The organism is Stenotrophomonas sp. FW305-3-2-15-E-LB1, assembly GCF_058787375.1.
In genome coordinates this window covers 53,726-67,786 of the sequence record NZ_JBYSZR010000010.1, presented here as the reverse complement: position 1 = coordinate 67,786, position 14,061 = coordinate 53,726, and the positions used below count along the sequence as shown (strand labels likewise).

The 14,061-nt window shown below is 69.0% G+C and carries 12 protein-coding genes; 5 read left to right on the top strand and 7 right to left on the bottom strand.

Annotation, left to right across the window (positions count from 1 at the left end; translation table 11 throughout):
• Positions 1 to 45 precede the first annotated feature (45 nt).
• A complete protein-coding gene (locus tag AC3WL7_RS09660) occupies positions 46 to 1,686 on the top strand; it encodes an acyl-CoA dehydrogenase family protein (protein WP_079222732.1) in 1,641 nt (546 codons plus the stop codon).
• A 318-nt stretch (positions 1,687 to 2,004) separates the two neighbouring features.
• Here AC3WL7_RS09660 and AC3WL7_RS09655 read toward each other — a convergent pair whose 3' ends face one another.
• The 3 genes from AC3WL7_RS09655 to AC3WL7_RS09645 form a co-directional block, all read right to left on the bottom strand.
• The gene (locus AC3WL7_RS09655; protein WP_079222731.1) at positions 2,005 to 2,415 is read right to left on the bottom strand and encodes a hypothetical protein; all 411 of its coding nucleotides are present in this window, start codon (positions 2,413 to 2,415) and stop codon (positions 2,005 to 2,007) included.
• Between the two features lie 150 nt (positions 2,416 to 2,565).
• Positions 2,566 to 2,907, bottom strand: coding sequence for a hypothetical protein (locus AC3WL7_RS09650; protein WP_079222730.1), 342 nt, complete (start codon positions 2,905 to 2,907; stop codon positions 2,566 to 2,568).
• Positions 2,908 to 3,029: 122 nt separating this feature from the next.
• The gene (locus tag AC3WL7_RS09645; protein ID WP_200733896.1) at positions 3,030 to 4,205 is read right to left on the bottom strand and encodes a thiolase family protein; all 1,176 of its coding nucleotides are present in this window, start codon (positions 4,203 to 4,205) and stop codon (positions 3,030 to 3,032) included.
• Between the two features lie 182 nt (positions 4,206 to 4,387).
• On the opposite strand from AC3WL7_RS09645, the gene AC3WL7_RS09640 reads away from it, so the two are divergent.
• Complete coding sequence (locus AC3WL7_RS09640; RefSeq protein ID WP_492750124.1) at positions 4,388 to 7,234, top strand: S8 family serine peptidase; 2,847 nt, start codon at positions 4,388 to 4,390, stop codon at positions 7,232 to 7,234.
• Positions 7,235 to 7,295: 61 nt separating this feature from the next.
• On the opposite strand, the gene AC3WL7_RS09635 is transcribed toward AC3WL7_RS09640, so the two are convergent.
• Positions 7,296 to 8,393: a Glu/Leu/Phe/Val dehydrogenase dimerization domain-containing protein gene (locus tag AC3WL7_RS09635; protein ID WP_079222727.1), complete on the bottom strand. Its 1,098-nt coding sequence runs from the start codon at positions 8,391 to 8,393 to the stop codon at positions 7,296 to 7,298.
• A gap of 274 nt (positions 8,394 to 8,667) precedes the next feature.
• Here AC3WL7_RS09635 and AC3WL7_RS09630 point away from each other — a divergent pair, with 274 nt between their 5' ends.
• The gene (locus tag AC3WL7_RS09630; RefSeq protein ID WP_200733894.1) at positions 8,668 to 9,747 is read left to right on the top strand and encodes an HDOD domain-containing protein; all 1,080 of its coding nucleotides are present in this window, start codon (positions 8,668 to 8,670) and stop codon (positions 9,745 to 9,747) included.
• A 3-nt stretch (positions 9,748 to 9,750) separates the two neighbouring features.
• On the opposite strand, the gene AC3WL7_RS09625 is transcribed toward AC3WL7_RS09630, so the two are convergent.
• The 3 genes from AC3WL7_RS09625 to AC3WL7_RS09615 are packed head-to-tail and all read right to left on the bottom strand — an operon-like array spanning position 9,751 to position 12,615.
• The gene (locus AC3WL7_RS09625; RefSeq protein ID WP_492750123.1) at positions 9,751 to 11,319 is read right to left on the bottom strand and encodes a phospholipase D family protein; all 1,569 of its coding nucleotides are present in this window, start codon (positions 11,317 to 11,319) and stop codon (positions 9,751 to 9,753) included.
• A 49-nt stretch (positions 11,320 to 11,368) separates the two neighbouring features.
• Positions 11,369 to 12,067, bottom strand: coding sequence for an RNA pseudouridine synthase (locus AC3WL7_RS09620; RefSeq protein WP_492750122.1), 699 nt, complete (start codon positions 12,065 to 12,067; stop codon positions 11,369 to 11,371).
• A gap of 47 nt (positions 12,068 to 12,114) precedes the next feature.
• A complete protein-coding gene (locus AC3WL7_RS09615) occupies positions 12,115 to 12,615 on the bottom strand; it encodes a M48 metallopeptidase family protein (RefSeq protein ID WP_079222723.1) in 501 nt (166 codons plus the stop codon).
• Positions 12,616 to 12,677: 62 nt separating this feature from the next.
• Here AC3WL7_RS09615 and AC3WL7_RS09610 point away from each other — a divergent pair, with 62 nt between their 5' ends.
• Both AC3WL7_RS09610 and AC3WL7_RS09605 read left to right on the top strand, forming a co-directional pair.
• Positions 12,678 to 13,235, top strand: coding sequence for a DUF2058 domain-containing protein (locus AC3WL7_RS09610; protein WP_079222722.1), 558 nt, complete (start codon positions 12,678 to 12,680; stop codon positions 13,233 to 13,235).
• Between the two features lie 106 nt (positions 13,236 to 13,341).
• The gene (locus tag AC3WL7_RS09605) at positions 13,342 to 13,608 is read left to right on the top strand and encodes a DksA/TraR family C4-type zinc finger protein (protein WP_079225322.1); all 267 of its coding nucleotides are present in this window, start codon (positions 13,342 to 13,344) and stop codon (positions 13,606 to 13,608) included.
• Positions 13,609 to 14,061 lie beyond the last annotated feature (453 nt).

Below are 14,061 nucleotides of genomic sequence, written 5' to 3'. Positions count from 1 at the left end.
GCTGCACAATCGGCGCGCAGCCCTCTCGCCGGCAGGATGGAACCGATGAACGGACCGAGCTTCAGCAGCAGCGCGCCCTTTGAAACCCATGTGGTGCTCAACCAGCCGCCGCCGTTCGCGGGCCGCCATCTATGGACCGACGACGTGGCCCTGGCCGAGGCGGTGCAGCGCGAAGGCGGTGCCGCGTTCGCGCCACGGCTGGGCGTGTATGGCGCGCTGGCCGGCAACCAGCTCTACCAGCTGGGCTTTGATGCCAACCGTGACCGGCCACGGCTGCGCACGCACGATGCGCAGGGCCATCGCATCGACACGGTGGAGTTCCACCCGGCGTACCACCAGCTGATGCACGCCGCCAAGCAGCATGGCGTGGCCGGACTGTCATGGCACGAGCCGCAGCCCGGCGCGCACGTCGCGCGGGCGGCGTTGAGCTACCTGCACCACCAGGCCGAAGCGGGCACCAGCTGCCCGCTCACCATGACCCACGCCGCGGTGGCAGTGCTGCAGTCGCAGCCGCACCTGGCCGAGTGGGCGCGCAAGGCGGCCTCACCGGTCTACGACGCGCGCGACGTCCCGGTGGCCGACAAGGCCGGCATCACCCTGGGCATGGGCATGACCGAGAAACAGGGCGGCTCGGACGTGCGCGCCAACAGCACGCGCGCCGAGCCCATCGACGGTGAGCGCTACCGCCTGGTCGGCCACAAGTGGTTCTTCTCGGCGCCGATGTCCGATGGCTTCCTGGTGCTGGCGCAGGCGCCGGGTGGGCTGACCTGCCTGCTGATGCCGCGGCGGCTGGCCGATGGTGATCGCAACGCCTTCCACCTGATGCGCCTGAAGGACAAGCTGGGTGACTGGTCCAATGCGTCCAGCGAGGTGGAGTTCTGTGGCGCGCAGGCCTGGCGCGTGGGCGAGGAGGGCAGGGGCGTGGCCACCATCATCGGCATGGTGATGATGACCCGGCTGGACTGCATGCTGGGCGCAGCCGCGGAAATGCGCATGGCGCTGGCGCAGGCCCTGCACCATGCACGCCACCGGCGCACGTTCGGCAAGCCGCTGGTGGAGCACGCGTTGATGGGCAACGTACTGGCCGACCTGGCGCTGGAATCGGAGGCGGCCACGGTGCTGGCGATGCGTATCGCACGCGCGGTGGATCGTGCCGGCAGCGATCCGCAGGAGGCCGCGCTGGCCCGGTTGGGCACGGCGCTGGGCAAATACTGGGTGTGCAAGCGCGCGGCTGCGTTCGTCAACGAGGCGCAGGAATGCCTGGGCGGTGCCGGCTATGTGGAAGAGTCGATGCTGCCGCGGCTGTACCGGCAGGCGCCGCTGAATTCGATCTGGGAAGGCAGCGGCAACGTGCAGTGCCTGGACGTGCTGCGCGCGCTGGGGCGCGAGCCGGATGCGATGCGGGCGCTGCGCGCGGAGCTGGAAGCGGTGGCCGATCGCGACACAGGTTATGCGGCCGCGCTGCAGCGCTGGGCGTCGGCACCGGCGCCGGATGAATCGCAGGCGCGGCTGTTCTGCGAGCGCACGGTGCTGCTGCTGCAGGCGGCGCTGCTGCTGCGGGCGCGTAGCCCGATGGCCGGGGTGTTCGTGCGCAGCCGGCTGCAGGGCGAGCATGGGTTGGTGTTCGGGACGCTGCCGGGCGGGGTGGATGTGGGCGCGATGATGGCGCGGGCATTGCCGCAGTAGGTGGCCAACGGCGGAGCCCCTCGCGGTGGACGTGCGGGAGTTTCCATCGTGAGCGGGCCGCGCGGGTGGGTTGCGCAGGGGACGCCGTGAATACGTCCTTGTAGGCTCGAGCGCGCCATCCATGGCGCTTACGCCCCTGCGCAACCCACCCGCGCGGCCCCGGACGGTTTCCGGGCGCGTCCACCACGGAATCGACTGAAAAGCAGAAAGCAGAAAAGCCGCGGCAGTGCCGCGGCTTTTCCTGTAGAGCCGAGCCCATGCTCGGCTGGCGGTAGCGCCCGGTAGCGCCGGGCCATGCCCGGCGAGCGTTGCGGCACGTCAGTGCTTGGCTTCTTCCTTGGCGGCGTTGGCGCGCGCGTCGGCGGCGACGTCGCTGGCCTTGTCGGCGACCTTCTGCGCGGCCGTGGCGGTGGCATCGCTGGCGTGGGCGGCGGCATCGGTGGCGGCGGCCTTGGCCTGGTCGGCAGCGTTGGCGGTGGCGTCGGCGGCATTGTCCAGCGCCTGCTGGGTGTCGGCGGCGGCGTGCTCGGACGCCTCGGCCGTCTTGTCGGCGGCGTCGCGGGTTGCGGCGGCGGCCTTGTCCACGGCTTCGCGTGCGGCGGCGCCGGCGCTGTCGGCAGCCTGTGCGGCGTCCTGCCTGGCCTGCTCGGCCTCGGGGCCCTTGCAGGCGGCCAGTGCCAGCAGCAGGGAGGCGGCCAGCAGGGTGGTGGTCAGCGGACGGGTCTTCATGGCGGGCTCCAGTGCTGCAATGGATGGGGACGCCAGCCTATTCATGCCTTCGTGAAGGCCCGGTGGTGGTGCGTGCAGCAGTGCAGCAGGCAAAGAAAAAGCCGCTGGCGAACCAGCGGCTTTTCCAGAACAGCGTGAAGAAAGAAGTTATTACTTCTTGGCTTCTTCAGCAGCGTCCTTGGCCTGCTCGGCGGTGCCTTCGGCAGCCTTGGCAGCGTCGGCAGCAGCGCCGGCAGCAGCGTCGGTGGCAGCAGCGCCAGCCTGGGCAGCAGCGTCGGTCGAAGCGTCGGCAGCGGTGGCGGCGGTGTCAGCGGCCTGCTGGGCAGCGTCGGCGGTCTGGGCGCCAGCAGCGGCGGCCTGGTCGGCAGCAGCCTGGGCTTCGGTGGCGGCTTCGTTGGCCGAAGCAGCGGCGTCCTGGGCAGCTTCCTGCTTCGAGCAGGCGGCCAGGGCCAGGGCCAGGGACATAGCGACCAGCAGCTTGTTGATGCTCATTGTGTGAATCCTCGTCGTTGAATTAGGCAACGCGCAACTGCGCGCCGACAACATGATGACAAGCCACGTTTGGCTGTCAAGCGATCCCGCATTCATTTTTGCGAAATCAGCGTTAATTCCTTTCAGATCAATTCGATGGCGATAGCCGTTGCTTCGCCGCCACCGATGCAGAGCGTGGCAATGCCGCGCTTGCCGCCGTGCGTGCGCAAGGCGTTGACCAGGGTCACCACCAGACGCGCACCGGAGGCACCGATCGGATGGCCCAGTGCGCAGGCACCGCCATTCACGTTGATCTTCGCATGCGGGATGCCCAGTTCACGCATCGGCGCCATGGCGACAACGGCGAAGGCTTCGTTGATCTCGAACAGGTCCACCTGGTCGAGCGTCCAGCCGGTCTTCTGCAGCAGGGTGTGGATCGCGCCGATCGGGGCGGTGGTGAACCACTCCGGCTCCTGCGAATGGGTGGCATGGCCGACGATGCGCGCCAGCGGGGTGATGCCGCGCGCAGCGGCGTCTTCCTCGGCCAGCAGGACCACGGCGGCGGCGCCGTCGGAAATGCTGGAGGAGCTGGCGGCGGTGACGCTGCCGTCCTTCTTGAATGCGGGGCGCAGGGTCGGGATCTTGGCGATGTCCGAACGGCCCGGCTGCTCGTCGGTGGCGAACTCGACCTCACCCTTGCGGGTGGCGACCTTCACCGCGACGATCTCGCCGGCGAAGGCACCGTTGGCCTGCGCGGCCTGGGCACGGCGCACCGATTCGATGGCGTAGGCGTCCTGTTCCTCGCGGGTGAACTGGTACTTGTCCACCGCGCATTCGGCGAACTCACCCATGGCCTTGCCGTCGTACGCGTTGACCAGGCCATCGTGGGCCATGTGGTCCACCGCCTGGAAGTTGCCGAAGCGGTTGCCGGTGCGTGAATTGGGCAGCATGTGCGGGGCGTTGGACATCGACTCCATGCCGCCGGCCACCACCACCTTGGCCGAGCCGGCCTTGATCAGGTCATGGCCGAGCATGATGGTCTTCATGCCCGAGCCGCACACCTTGTTCAGCGTGGTGGCACCGGCCGACAGCGGGATGCCGGCAGCGATGGCGGCCTGGCGGGCCGGCGCCTGGCCGAGGTTGGCCGGCAGCACGCAGCCCATCAGGACTTCGGAAACGTCGCTGGCCGGAACCCCGGACTGCTCAAGGGCGGCGGCGATGGCAGCCGCGCCGAGGGTCGGGGTGGGCACGCCGTTGAACTGGCCGAGGAAGGAGCCGATGGCGGTGCGCTTGGCGGCGGCGATGACGATGTTGGACATGGCAATCTCGTTGATGCGTGAGCAATGTTCGGAAAGGAGACGGCGGCTGTTGGATGCAGCGCTGTTTCCCGGCAGACTGCGTGGGGGTCGGCCCAAGTATAGAGGGTCGGCGATGGCTGCCGCTGGGCAGCCCTTGATGCCTGCAGGGACGGTAGCAGGCCAACGTTCATGGGATGGAATCGATGGAACGCACGACGATGGCAAGGTCGATCCTGGGGTCGGCACTGGTGGTGGCGTTGACGGCATGTGGCGGCGGAGGTGGCGGCGGCAACGTGCGCGTCGATCCTCCACCGACCACGCCCCCCACCACGCCACCGCCGACGACACCGCCACCGGCCACGCCGGCCGAACCGGCCATCAACGCGCACCTGTCCATCACCCAGGCGGACGCGGCCCGCAGCGCGGGGCTGGACGGCAGCGGCGTGCGCATCGGCATCGTCGATTCGGGCGTGCAGCGCAACCATCCCACCCTGAGCGGACGGGTGCTGGCCAACTACAGCTACGTCGATCCGCGCAGCAACAACCTCAACAACGATGACGTGGTCGGCCACGGTACGGCGGTTGCCGAGCTGGCGGCGGGCAAGGCGTTCGGTTCGTGGCCCGGTGGCATCGCGCCGAATGCGCAGATCGTCTCGGCCCGGATCATTTCCGACACGCGTCCCAGCGACGATGGCACGGGCAATGGCAACGAGGTCGATGGTGCGCTTGGACTGGCCGGGGTCCACCAGGACCTGATCAACCAGGGCGTGAAGGTCATGAACAACTCGTGGGGCGGGTTGTACTGGACCAACGCCGCCGCCACCGCCCCCATCGCCGCCGAGTACCGTCCCTTCATCATCAACAACAACGGCCTGGTGGTGTTTGCCACCGGCAATGAAGCCAAGGCCGATCCGTCCGACATGGCGGCGCTGCCCAGCCAGGCGGGCCCGGGCAACTCGCGCCCGGCGGCCGACCTGGAGCGCGGCTGGCTGGCGGTGACCGCCGTCGATTCCACCGATCCCAGCAAGCGCGCCAGCTATGCCAATGCCTGCGGCGTGGCCGCCAGCTACTGCCTGGCCGCACCGGGCGCGGCGATCTTCGTCAATCCGGAGTACCCGACCGGCTCCGCGCTGCTGTGGAACTACGGCACTTCGTTCGCCGCGCCGCTGGTATCCGGTGCGGCGGCGCTGGTGTGGCAGAAATACCCGTACTTCAGCAACGACCTGGTGCGGCAGACCCTGCTGGGCACCGCCACCGACCTCGGTGCGCCCGGCGTGGACAGCGTCTTCGGCTATGGCCTGCTGAACATCGCCAAGGCCATCAACGGCCCGGCGAAGTTCGACTGGGGCAATGCCACGGTCAACGTCTCGCAGACCGGCCTTGATTCGGTCTGGAGCAACGACATCAGCGGCAGCGGCGGGCTGGTCAAGCAGGGCGTTGGCGCGCTGGGCCTGTCGGGCACCAATACCTACACCGGCGATACCCGCATCGAGCAGGGCACGCTGGCGCTGCGCGACGGTGCGTCGATCACCTCCAACGTGGTCGTGGTGCCGCAGGCCGGTGTTCCCGAGGCCGCCGCGCTGCAGTTCATGACCGGCACCAGCCGGATCAAGGGCAACGTCGACAACGGCGCCACCGTCATCCTGCGCAACGCCAACACCACGGCCACCATCGAGGGCAACTACCTGCACCGCGCGGGCGCGCGGCTGAGCATCTCGCTGGGTTCCAACCCGCTGGAGATCACCGGCACGGCCACCCTGCAGGGCGGTGACGTACACGTGGCCAGCATCATCAGCGGCTACGTGGCCGCCGATGGCCGCACCCAGACCGTGCTGCATGCCGGCCAGGGTGTCACCGGCAGGTTCGACGGGGTCAGCAACAGCCTGCCGCAGGGCACGCTGCTGCAGAGCTCGCTGAATTACGGCAGCGACAACGTGGTGCTGGTCACCGACCGCATCAACGTGACCCAGGCCGCCAGCCTGGCGCGCGCGTCGGATGCGGGGCTGGCGTCGGCACTGCGCGTGGAGTCGGCGTTCGAACGCCTCGATCTCGGCGCCGGCTCGTCCTCCTTCGCCGACGGGGCCGCCGCGCTGCAGCGCGTGGACGGCAACCAGGCCCTGCAGGCCAGCCTGGACAGCCTGTCGGGCAAGGCGCATGCGCTGGCCGCGGCGGCCACCTTCGACAGCATCGACCTGGGCCGTCGCGCGTTGTCAGCCCGCTTCGGCCAGGTGCAGGCCGCGCCGCGGCTGGGCGGTGCGTGGCAGAACGCGCTGGGCGATGCCGGCCAGGGCAGCTTCTCGGCCAGCGGCACCGACACCCGTGGCTGGATGATGGGCCAGGATGTGGCGATGGGCGGCAACGGCGTGCTGGGCTTTGCCTTCGGCGAACTGCGCAGCTACAGCAACAGCAGCTGGGGCAGTGATCGCGGGCGTGACCGGCAATCGCAGGCGCAGCTCTACGCCGGCTGGAGCAGCGGCGGCGCCTACGCACTGGGGCAGGTCGGCGCCGGCCAGTTCACCCGCCAGATCGACCGCCAGCTGCTGCTGGGGGCCGGCCAGTACGGCGTCAATGCGCGCTATGGCGGCAGCTTCAGCATGGCCAGCGTGGAGACCGGTTACCGCTTCGGCTCGGCCCGCGCCGCGCTGACACCCTACGTGGGCGCCGACTACGCGCGCGTGGACAACGATCGTTTCAGCGAACAGGGCGGGCTGGGCTTCGGCCTGCGCACGCAGGGCGGTATCAGCAGCCGCAGCCAGGCACTGGCCGGCGTGCGTGCCGAACGGCAATGGCGTGGCTGGTCGCTGCGCGGTTATGCCGAGTGGCAGCAGCTGCTGTCCAGCCAGGGCCTGGATGCGGACGCGAGCTTCGTCGGCGTCGATGCATGGGCACCGATGGCCGGCCTGCAGCCCACCCGTTCCGGTGGCCTGTTCGGCGTGTCGGTGGAATCGTGGTTGAGCCGCAACACGCGGCTGGCGTTCGGCTACGACCAGCGCTTCGGTCCGCGCGGCGATCTGCGCCAGGTGGCGCTGCGCTATAGCGCCGCTTTCTGATCAGGAAATGCAGGTAGTGCCGGCCGCTGGCCGGCATTCCCTGTTCCTGTCACCGGGCGTATCAGCCGCCGCGCAGGTTGCCCAGGCGCGGAGTGCTGCGGCCCAGCGGCATCTTCAGCTTGCCGATCGACAGGATGCGCGCTTCGGCGATGCGGTCGGCGGCGCGCTGCGGTGCGATGTTCTCGCGCTGCGACAGTTCGAAGATGCGGGTGAGGTTGTGGTAGATGCTGCGGATCAGGCGCATCGCGCGTTCGCGGTTGTAGCCGTCGATCTCCAGCGAAACGTTCATCACGCCGCCGGCATTGACCGCATAGTCCGGCGCGTAGAGGATGCCGCGCGCATGCAGTTCATCGCCGATCTCCAGGCTGGAGAGCTGGTTGTTGGCGGTGCCGCAGATGATCTTGGCCTTGATGCGCGGCAGGGTGTCGGCGTTGATGGCGCTTTCCAGCGCGCACGGTGCGAACACGTCGGCGTTGACCTCGTGGATCTCGTCCGGCTTGACCGCCTCGGCGCCGAAATCGCTGACCGCGCGATCGACCAGGCTGCTGTCCAGGTCGGTCACATACAGCTTGGCACCGCGGTCGCGCAGCAGCTTCACCAGTTCCATGCCGATGTGGCCCAGGCCCTGCACGGCAATGCTGGTCTTGCCCACTTCCTCGTGGCCGAACTTGAAGCGCAGTGACGCCATCAGCGCCTGCAGCGCGCCATAGGCGGTGAACGGGGCGGGGTCGCCCGAGCCACCGTGGACCTGGTGCACGCCGGTCACGAACTGGCTTTCCAGGTAGATGTTTTCCATGTCATTGACGTCGGTGCCAACGTCCTCGGCGGTGATGTAGCGACCGCCCAGCGAATCGACGTAGCGGCCGAAGGCGCGGAACAGCACCTCGGTCTTGTCCACCTTCGGATCACCGATGATGACGGCCTTGCCGCCACCGACGTTGAGGCCGGCCAGTGCATTCTTGTAGGTCATCGTCCGGCTCAGCCGCAGCACGTCGGCCAGCGCCTCGTCGGTGCTGGCGTAGGGGCGCATGCGCACGCCGCCCAGGGCCGGGCCCAGGGTGGTGTTGTGGATGGCGATGATCGCCTTCAGGCCGGCATCCTGGTTGTGGCAGAACACAACCTGTTCGTGGCCGGTGGTGGCGAGGGTTTCGAATAGCATGGCGTCTCCGATGGCGCGATCAGCGGCGAACTGCAGCGAACTGCCAATGAACGGTAGGGTCCCAAAACAAAAAAAGCGACGTCGTCATGGCTGGGGGACGGGTCGCGCGGCGCCATTCTAGTCCATTCCCCCGGCATCTGCCGTGCAGATCCGAGCGGTCCGGGTTAAAGAAGATGAAAGTGCGGCCGATGCAGCGTCGACGGCAGGTGGCCGATGTGAAGAACGCGCAGGGGCAGTCAGTGGCAGCAGCAGTGCAACGACAGGGCCGACCCGGATGAGGCCGGCCTGGTGGCAAACGCTGGTGGAATGGGTGTCCCGGCGGGCTGGCACGGACCCGGTGCGGCTGGCCACGGCACCGCGGCAGGCCGTGGCCGCCGCTGCGGCAAGCCTGCAGGGCGAGGCGCTGCAGCCGGCGGAGATTGCCGCCCACCTGCAGCGCGGCCTGCATGCGCTGGCGCTGTACCCGCACCTGGTGGGCGAGCTGCCTGAAGGGCAGCCCTCGGCACTGGCCGATGCGGTGGACCGCGCCCTGCAGGACCGCGACTGGGCGACCCGGCAGCTGCCGCGGCGCCCGCAGCTGTTGCCGCAGCTGATCCAGACCGTCAACGACGAGGTAGCCTCGGCCCGGGTGATGGCGGCGATCATCGGCCAGGACCCGGTGCTGACCGGCAACCTGCTGCGCATCGCCAACAGCCCGGCCTACAAAGTGCACGAACGGCCGGTGGACAGCCTGCAGCGGGCGGTGACCCTGGTCGGCACCGAGGGCGTGCGGCAGATCATCAGTGCCGTGCTGGTGCAGCCGGTCATGCAGGTGCAGTGCGAGGTGTTCCCGCAGTTCAGCGCGATCATCTGGGAGCACGCGCTGCTGGCCTCGCGCGCGGCCGCCGACCATGCGCGCACGGTCACCTTCGGCGATGCCTTCGCCGCGCAGTGGCTGGGCCTGGTGCAGGGCCTGGGCGCGGCCCTGGTGATGCGCCAGCTGCTGCAGGAAGCGCAGGCACGTGGCGAGACGGTTGCACCGGAGGTGGTGCTGGACCTGCTGCAGCGCTGGTCGCTGCCGCTGGCCCAGCGCGTGGCCGCGGCCTGGGACCTGCCCGAACCGGTGCACCAGGCGCTGGCGGCCGATGCCCAGGGCCCGCTGGCCGACAGCCTGCGCCTGGGCAGCGCGGCGGCTGCCGCCAGCCTGCTGTGCCGGCACGGCCACGGCCCCCAGGCGCGCATGCTGGCGCTGCTGGAGCAGCTGCCCTCCGCACCGCCGCACGCCCTGCGCTGGATCTGGCGGCGCCTGCACGGGCGCAACGTGGAAACCCTCGACGAGGCCATGCATGACGCGCACGGCGAGGCCGGGGCATGAGCGCTATAGCTGCGATTCCACCGGCAACCAGCTGATCACGCGGGCGGTCAGGCGCGCGCCCACAGTGCTGCCGGGCTCGCGGCCCACCCAGTGCGGCGGTGGCTGCCGCTCCAGCCAGCGCAGGTCATCGTCCGGCCCGAGCGCCAGCCACCAGCTGTGCAGCGGGTCGGCCAGGCGCAGGTATTCCTCGCGCAGCCGCGCACCCAGCACCGGGTCATCGAACAGCACGCCCATTTCGGTGTTGAGGTAGGCCGAACGAGGGTCGAGGTTGAATGAACCGACGAAGCCGCGGCGGTCGTCGATGACGAAGGCCTTGGTGTGCAGGCTCGCACCACTGCTGCCGAACAGGCTGGATTCGCCCGGCTCGCCGTGCGCCTTCAGTTCGTACAGCTGCACGCCGGCCTTCAGCAGCGGTGCCCGATAGCCCATGTAGCCGCCGTGTACCGCCGCCACGTCGGTGGCGGCCAGCGAATTGGTCACCACGCCCACCTGGGCACCGCGCGCGGCCATCGCCGACAGGCCCTGCAGGCCATCGCGACCGGGCACGAAGTAAGGCGACACCAGCAGCGCGGTATGGCGGGTGGACTGCAGCTCCTCGACCAGCGCGCTGACCAGCCAGCCATCGCGCGCATCGTCGCGATGCTTCATCGGCGGGTCGGACAGGATGCGCACGCTCGCGCTCCAGTGCAGCGGGTCCGGGCCCGGCTGGCGCAGCGCGCGCGACGCCTCGACCCGTTGCAGGTAGGGTTGCGCCCGGGCGTGCAGTGCATCGCGGTCGGACTGGCGCAGCAGGGCGCGCAGCTGCGCATCGGTGTAGCTGGCCAGTGCGCCGATGGGAATGGCCGCCGCGCTGTTCCAGTAGTCGTCGAAGATGCGGTTGGCCTGTTCCACCGCAGGCCCGGCCACCACCAGGTCCAGGTCCTGGAAGTTGACGTCGTTGCGCGCGCTGAAATACTCCTCGCCGATGTTGCGGCCGCCGACGATCGCCACGCGGCCATCGGCGATCCAGCTCTTGTTGTGCATGCGGTGGTTGACGCTGAAGGCGCGCTGGATCATTTCCAGCGTCCGCGCGATGCCGCTGCGGTTGCGGAACGGGTTGTACAGGCGGATCTCGATGTTGGGGTGCGCATCGAGCGCCATCATCAGCGCGTCCTTGTCCTTGGCATTCATGTCATCCAGCAGGATGCGCACGCGCACGCCGCGTTCGGCCGCGTCGTACAGCGCCTTGGCCATCAGATGGCCCACCAGGTCGTCGTGCCAGATGTAGTACTGCAGGTCCAGGCTGCGCCCGGCCTGTTCGGTGATCTTCGCGCGCGCGGCGAATGCATCCATGCCATCGCTGAGGAACGCCACGCCCGATTGCCCGGGCCGCGCGTCCTGTTCGGGCACCAGCTGGCGATCGATGGCGGTCTGCGCCGGTTGCAGCGGCAGCACGTGCGAGACAGGCCCCCGCGCCTGCGGCGTCAGGTGGTCGGCCAGCAGCAGGCCGGACAACACCAGCACCAGCAGGGCGGCGATGATGAGTGCGACGACACGCAGCACGCGTCGCCAGGGCGGCAGGAACGGGCTCATGCCATCGATGGTAGATCCACGCCCTGCGTGGATGCCACCACCGCGAGAATCAGAACCGCTCGTCGCTGCCCAGGTAACGCCACTGCGTCGGCGGCAGCGGCCCCAGGGCCACGCGGCCGATACGCAGGCGGCGAACCGCGGCAACCTGCAGGCCGGCGTTGCCGACCGCCGTCCGCAGGCCCTTGGCGGTCAGGCCCTTGCCGGCAAAACGCAGGCGCTGCTCGTTCTGCCAGCTGACCTTGGCGCCGCCGGATTCGTGCTGCAGCCGGGCCATCAGCCAAGGGCCGCGCTCCGGGCCACCGTCGGCCACTTCCACCAGGTACTCCTGCTCGGTGCGGCCCAGGTTGCGCTGCAGGTGGGCGAGGGTGGCCGGGTCCTGGCTGACCACCACCAGGCCACTGTCGGCGGCCGGCAGCGATGCCGCCAGCTGCAGCCCGTGGAAATGACGCTGCAGCGGGCGGATGTCGCTGGCATCGAGCTCGCTGCGGGTGGCGCTGCTGACCAGCGCGCACAGCGTCTCGGCGGCGACGCCGGCCGGCTTGTGCAGCAGCATGGTGACCCGCTCGGCCTTGCTGTCTTCGGCCTGTTCGGCCATCACGATCACGGCGCTCTCATCGACCGGGCGCTGCGGCTGCTCCACCACCTCGCCGTTGACCGTCACCCAGCCACCTTCGATGTAGCGGCGCGCTTCGCCGCGCGGGATCCCCAGCAGGGCGGACAGGCGTTTGTCGAGGCGGGTCGGTTCCATGGCGGGCAGGTCGGTCAGGGGGCGCGCAGTGTAGCTGCTGCGGCCGGTCAGCGCTGGCTGCGGTTGGCCAGCTCGGTCAGGTACAGGCGGGTATCGAACTCCAGCTGCAGGTAGTCCGGCTCCATGTGCTGGCACAGCTGGTAGAAGGCCTTGTTGTGGTCGGCTTCCTTCAGGTGGGCCAGTTCATGCACCACGATCATGCGCAGGAAGGCCGCCGGCGCCTGGCGGAACACGGTGGCGATGCGGATCTCGCGACTGGCCTTGAGGCGGCTGCCATGCACGCGGGAGATGGCGGTATGGGTGCCCAGCGCATGCTTGATGACCTCCAGCGTGTTGTCGTAGCAGACCTTGTTGAGCGGTACCGATTTGCGCAGGTAACGGTCCTTCAGGTCCTGGGTGTAGTCGTACAGCTGGCGGTCGCTGCGCACCTCGTGCGGGTCGGGGTAGCGCTGCTGCAGCCAGGGGCCGAGCTTGCCCTGGGCCAGCAGTTCGCTGACCTGGGCGACCAGGGGTTCGGGATAGCCGGTGAGGTACTTCAGGACTGCCATGCAGGGGCGGCGGGGCGTCGGTAGAATTGGGCATCCAAGATTACACGCGGTACGCAACGACCATGGCAAAGCCCAACGCGCTGCAGGAACAATTGCTCAAGGCCGGCCTGGCCAAGAAGTCGCAGGCCAGCGCCGCCGCGAGCGCGCAGGCCAAGGCCCGCCAGGGCAAGGCCGAATCGACCTCGGCCGAGGTCCAGCGGGAAGCTGAACGCGCCCGCGCCGAGAAGGTCGAGCGCGACCGCGCGCTGGCCGCCGAGCGCAACGCCCAGGCCAAGCTGGCTGAACAGAAGGCGCAGGCGAAGCAGATCATCACGGCCCATGCCGTGCCCCACAAGGGCGACGACGAATACCGCTTCAGCGACGGCGGAGCGATCCGCACCCTGCTGATCGACCCCAAGCTGCGCAAGGCGCTGTCGGTGGGCGTGCTGGTCATCGTTGCCCAGGGCGAGGGCTACGCGCTGCTGCCGCGTGCCGCCGCCGAGAAGGTGCGCGAGCGTGCCCCGGAGGCGATCATCGTCGACCACGGCCAGCCGGGCTCGACCGCGGAGATTTCCACCGGCAACGCCGAGGACGACGCCTACTACGCCCAGTTCCAGGTGCCGGACGACCTGGTCTGGTAAGGCGCGGCTGAACCAACGGATACGACCGCCGGGCACGGCCCGGCGCGATCGTTTGCGGCGGGGTGGATCGTCCCCATATCAGGCGACACACCTGCGGAGGATGGCCATGGCCACCGGTTGGGCGGGAGACGGCGCGGTCCAGGACCAGATCGACGCCACCGTCGACGATGCGATTGCCCGCGCGCGGCGCCAGCTGCGCGAAGGCCCGGGTCTTGAACACTGCGAGGAATGCGACGCGCCGATTCCGTTGGCGCGGCGCCAGGCTGTGCCCGGGGTACGGCTGTGCGTGGCCTGCCAGCAGGCGCTGGACGACGAGGAGCAGGCGCATGCCGGCTACAACCGGCGTGGCAGCAAGGACAGCCAGTTGAGGTAGGGGGTTCTATTGCAGGGCTGCGCCCTGCACCTGCCGAAGCCAGAGCCAGAGCAACGTCAAAAGCCTGCATTCCGTGGGATGGCGGGGCACTGTGGGTTTGCGGGGACGCCGTAAACCCATCCATGGGGGCTTGGTCGCCGCATCCATGCGGCTCACACCCCGCAAACCCACAGTGCCCCGCCTCTGACAGATCCCTGCGATCTGTTGGTGGGTGCCGACCGTTGGTCGGCACAATTGTCAGATATCGAATGAATTCATCCACGCATGGCGTGGATCTACTGGGACGGCGTTCTGCTTTGGTGGGTGCCGACCGTTGGTCGGCACATCTGTCGGATATCGAGTGAATTCATCCACGCATGGCGTGGATCTACTGCCACAGGCTGTTGGTAGGTGTCGACCTTGGTCGACACATCTGTCAGACATCGATATCCGACCCCGTGCCGACCAACGGTC

Coding starts and splice junctions, on each gene's coding strand:
- AC3WL7_RS09660 (WP_079222732.1), top strand. CDS start 46: ATGAACGGACCGAGCTTCAGCAGCAGCGCGCCCTTTGAAACCCATGTG.
- AC3WL7_RS09655 (WP_079222731.1), bottom strand. CDS start 2,415: ATGAAGACCCGTCCGCTGACCACCACCCTGCTGGCCGCCTCCCTGCTG.
- AC3WL7_RS09650 (WP_079222730.1), bottom strand. CDS start 2,907: ATGAGCATCAACAAGCTGCTGGTCGCTATGTCCCTGGCCCTGGCCCTG.
- AC3WL7_RS09645 (WP_200733896.1), bottom strand. CDS start 4,205: ATGTCCAACATCGTCATCGCCGCCGCCAAGCGCACCGCCATCGGCTCC.
- AC3WL7_RS09640 (WP_492750124.1), top strand. CDS start 4,388: ATGGAACGCACGACGATGGCAAGGTCGATCCTGGGGTCGGCACTGGTG.
- AC3WL7_RS09635 (WP_079222727.1), bottom strand. CDS start 8,393: ATGCTATTCGAAACCCTCGCCACCACCGGCCACGAACAGGTTGTGTTC.
- AC3WL7_RS09630 (WP_200733894.1), top strand. CDS start 8,668: ATGAGGCCGGCCTGGTGGCAAACGCTGGTGGAATGGGTGTCCCGGCGG.
- AC3WL7_RS09625 (WP_492750123.1), bottom strand. CDS start 11,319: ATGAGCCCGTTCCTGCCGCCCTGGCGACGCGTGCTGCGTGTCGTCGCA.
- AC3WL7_RS09620 (WP_492750122.1), bottom strand. CDS start 12,067: ATGGAACCGACCCGCCTCGACAAACGCCTGTCCGCCCTGCTGGGGATC.
- AC3WL7_RS09615 (WP_079222723.1), bottom strand. CDS start 12,615: ATGGCAGTCCTGAAGTACCTCACCGGCTATCCCGAACCCCTGGTCGCC.
- AC3WL7_RS09610 (WP_079222722.1), top strand. CDS start 12,678: ATGGCAAAGCCCAACGCGCTGCAGGAACAATTGCTCAAGGCCGGCCTG.
- AC3WL7_RS09605 (WP_079225322.1), top strand. CDS start 13,342: ATGGCCACCGGTTGGGCGGGAGACGGCGCGGTCCAGGACCAGATCGAC.